Source organism: Gottfriedia acidiceleris, assembly GCF_036421055.1.
Lineage (GTDB): Bacteria > Bacillota > Bacilli > Bacillales > Bacillaceae_G > Gottfriedia > Gottfriedia acidiceleris_C.
In genome coordinates this window covers 1-3,892 of record NZ_JAZGQS010000032.1, presented here as the reverse complement: position 1 = coordinate 3,892, position 3,892 = coordinate 1, and the positions used below count along the sequence as shown (strand labels likewise).

Annotated in this window: 3 protein-coding genes; all 3 read left to right on the top strand. The window is 30.8% G+C overall.

Annotated features, from left to right (window positions below; all coding sequences use genetic code 11):
- The first annotated feature begins 134 nt into the window (after positions 1 to 134).
- The 3 genes from RAH41_RS22360 to RAH41_RS22350 are packed head-to-tail and all read left to right on the top strand — an operon-like array spanning position 135 to position 3,655.
- Positions 135 to 1,889: an ABC transporter ATP-binding protein gene (locus RAH41_RS22360; protein ID WP_331225459.1), complete on the top strand. Its 1,755-nt coding sequence runs from the start codon at positions 135 to 137 to the stop codon at positions 1,887 to 1,889.
- A 27-nt stretch (positions 1,890 to 1,916) separates the two neighbouring features.
- Positions 1,917 to 2,591: a response regulator transcription factor gene (locus RAH41_RS22355; protein ID WP_331225458.1), complete on the top strand. Its 675-nt coding sequence runs from the start codon at positions 1,917 to 1,919 to the stop codon at positions 2,589 to 2,591.
- On the top strand, positions 2,588 to 3,655 hold the full coding sequence (locus RAH41_RS22350) for a HAMP domain-containing sensor histidine kinase (protein WP_331225457.1): 1,068 nt from the start codon (positions 2,588 to 2,590) through the stop codon (positions 3,653 to 3,655). Before RAH41_RS22355 ends, RAH41_RS22350 begins: the two co-directional genes overlap by 4 nt.
- The last annotated feature ends 237 nt before the right edge of the window (positions 3,656 to 3,892 follow it).

Here is a 3,892-nt window from a genome sequence, read left to right as displayed (position 1 = left end):
GGCGTTATAAAAAGTAATATTTAAGAGGTTAATTTAATAGGAAAATATAATTTAGTTCATTCTTTATTCATATTTTAGTTGTAAATTTTAAAGGTAATGTAGATAAAAATATAGTAAATGAAAGGAGTAATAATATGAAAGAAGAAACTAATTTAGATAAAAAAAGTGACTGGAGAAAATTTCTCTCTTTAATAAAAAATGCAAATCCTCCTAAATGGTTGTTTGTAATAGGCGTACTATTAAGTGTAGCTACTACTTTAGTCGGTTTACTATTACCTTTGCTTACAAAGAAATTTGTAGATGGTTTCTCATTAGCATCCTTAAGTACGGGACAAATAGCAATTTTTGTTACAGTCCTAATAATACAGGCTATTTCATCAGCAGCTTCTATCTATCTGCTCAGCCGCGTAGGAAATACAGTGGTTGCCAATGTAAGACACCGATTGTGGAAGAAAATGATTGTACTTCCAATATCTTATTTCGATGAGACTCAGACTGGAGATAATGTAAGTCGAGTTACGAATGATACAGCAATTTTAAAGGGGTTAATAACAGAACACATAACAAACTTTTTAACTGGAATGATTTCAATTGTTGGATCTTTTATATTACTTCTAGTATTAGATTGGAGAATGACATTAGTAACTTTTAGTATTATACCTGTCATTGCACTAATATTTATCCCTATTGGAAAACAAATGTCGAAATTATCAAAAGCAACCCAAGATGAGACAGCAAAATTCACATCATTAATAAGCCAAGTTTTTTCGGAAATTAGATTAGTGAAAGTTTCGAATGCTGAAACTGCTGAAATTGCTAATGGAAACAAGGGAATTAATAATTTATTATCTTTCGGTATTAAGGAAGGAAAGTTACACTCTTTCATTGGACCAATTGTTTCTTTTGTATTGATGCTTATTTTAGTAGTTATTATTGGATATGGCGGGGTCAGAGTCTCATCAGGTGCAATAACCGCAGGGTCTTTAGTAGCTTATATATTATATTTATTCCAAATTATCTTCCCAGTAACACAAATTACACATTTCTTTACTGAGCTTCAAAAAACAAAAGGTGCTACTGAAAGAATGATCAGTATTTTAGAACTTGAAGAAGAAGATTATCAAACTGGAAAAGATGAAGTTGATATGAGTTTACCGATTAATATTAATAACTTGCATTTTGCATATAAGGAAGAAGAGATGTTAACTAATCTTAATTTTGTGATCCCTCCTGGTAAGGTAACAGCGATTGTAGGGCCAAGTGGAAGCGGGAAGACAACTTTATTTTCACTAATTGAACGATTCTACCCTCCAAAAAATGGGGAAATAAAAATGGGAGATAATCAAATAAGTAGTTTCAATTTAGAGAGTTGGAGAAATCAAATAGGTTATGTTGCACAAGAAAATCCATTAATTGTCGGTACAATTAGAGATAACATTTGCTATGGAATTAAAAGAGAAATATCTGACAAAGAGTTGGCTTATGTATCGGCTATGGCATATGTGGATCAATTTGTTAACGACTTACCTGATGGTTTTAATACAGAGGTTGGAGAAAGAGGTATAAAACTATCTGGTGGACAAAGACAACGAATAGGTATTGCAAGAGCTTTACTAAGAAACCCTAAATTATTAATGTTGGATGAGGCAACTTCAAATCTTGATAGTAGGTCGGAATTAGTTGTACAAAATGCACTTTCCAATTTAATGAAAGGGAGAACTACTTTAATTATTGCGCATCGTCTTTCTACAGTTATAGATGCAGATCAAATTGTATTTTTAGATAAAGGAAAAATAACTGGTATAGGGACACATGATGAATTATATAGTAACCATCTTATGTATAAAGAATTTGCTAATCAGCAATTAAGAGTAAATAGTGCAGTGTAATTAAAACTTTTTAGGGAAGGTGTTTTTATGGCTAGTATTTTAATCGTAGACGATGATCCTCATATTCGAAAACTATTAAATGTGTTACTTCGAGATGAGGGCTTTACTGTTTTTGAAGCTACAAATGGCATTGAAGCAATTAGTGTTTTTGAAGACAACAAAATAGATATGTTAATTATTGACTTAATGATGCCTGAAATGGATGGGTTCGAGCTTTGTCGTGAAATACGTAACAAATATGATCTCCCTATAATAATGTTAACTGCAAAAGGTGAAACTGAACAGAAAGTTAGAGGATTTAAATTAGGGACCGACGACTATATTGTAAAACCGTTTGAACCAGTCGAATTGGTTGTTCGGGTAAAAGCATTGTTAAGAAGATCAAAAATATCTTCATCTAAAATTGTTCATATAGGAACTTTAGTAATAGATCACGGTAATTACAAAGTTCTAAATGAAAATAAAGTAATCAATATGCCACTGAAGGAATTAGAGCTTTTATTTACTTTAGCTAGCTCTTTAGGTAGGACTTATTCCAGAGAACAACTAATTGAAAACATTTGGGGATTCGATTATACAGGTGATGAAAGAACTGTAGATGTTCATATAAAGCGATTGAGGGAAAGATTTCCTGAGAAAGAATTTGGTTTTAAAATTTCTACGGTATGGGGTTTAGGGTATCGAATGGAGTTATTGAAATGAAAGTATTAAAAAAAATTAGAGATGTTATAGGAGTTATATTATTATTAACGACAGCAATAACGTTAGGAAGCGTAATTGTTCACTATTCTACCATTTACTTTTATGAACATCATCTTACTAATTTATCAGATTTAACGAAACAAATCATAAATACTTTTTTGACCTTTCTATTATTAATGCTTGGGGGAACTGTATTTGGTAGATTATTTCATCATCCAAAACAAATGAAGATGGTAAAAGAAATAATGCAGGCAATTAGAAGTATTTCAAGAGGAGAGTTTAACGTTTCAGTGGATCTCGAAAAATTCAGGAATGCATTTGGTGGCGAAATAGGACAAATAATAGATAGCTTTAACCATATGGCAAAAAATTTAGATCAAATGGAAAACATGCGCCAAGAGTTTATTTCTAACGTTTCACATGAAATCCAGTCGCCTCTAACATCTATTAAAGGTTTTGCTAAAGTATTACAAAATGAAAGTTTACCATTAGAAGAGCGAAAGCAATATTTAAATATAATTGAGTATGAAAGTACAAGATTATCGAAGCTTAGCGATAATCTGCTAAAGTTAACTTCACTAGAATCACAAAACCAGCCAATAGAAAAGAATAGTTTTTCATTAAACAGCCAACTTATGTACTCATTATTAAGTTGCGAGCCTCAGATATTAGAAAAAAATATTAATATGCATGTTAATATAGGTAAAATTGATTTTACTGGAGACGAAGCCCTATTGAATCAGGTTTGGATGAATTTAATTACAAACAGTATTAAGTTTACTTCTAACAATGGTGATCTATTTATTTCTGCTATACAAGATAATGACAAGGTAGTTATACAAATTCAAGACACTGGAATTGGTATTTCAGAAGAAGATCAAGTGCATATATTTGAAAGATTTTATAAAGCAGATAAATCAAGAGACAGAACAACCGGCGGAAATGGATTGGGTTTATCAATCGTAAAGAAAATTGTTGATATGCATAACGGAATAGTATATGTAAAAAGTGAGATCGGTAAAGGGTCACTTTTTGTAGTAGAATTACCTATAAGAGCAGAGTAGTTGTTTTTCATTATAGTAGTAAATAGCTTTTAGTAAAGTTAACTACATTTTTGCTATAATGAGAAACATGATCTTTTTTATAATAAAGTTATTGCAATCGTAAAAGAATAATGGTATATTATTAAACGTTGTCACATTAAATGAATAAGTGAGGCAAGAAAATAATATAAAAAAGTTGTTGACTAAACAAACTTAAATATGTTATTATTATATAAGTCGCTAAGAGATAAACCGACA

Bases quoted from the DNA above. Each gene is read 5' to 3' on its own strand.
- RAH41_RS22360 (WP_331225459.1), top strand. From the start codon at position 135: ATGAAAGAAGAAACTAATTTAGATAAAAAAAGTGACTGGAGAAAATTT.
- RAH41_RS22355 (WP_331225458.1), top strand. From the start codon at position 1,917: ATGGCTAGTATTTTAATCGTAGACGATGATCCTCATATTCGAAAACTA.
- RAH41_RS22350 (WP_331225457.1), top strand. From the start codon at position 2,588: ATGAAAGTATTAAAAAAAATTAGAGATGTTATAGGAGTTATATTATTA.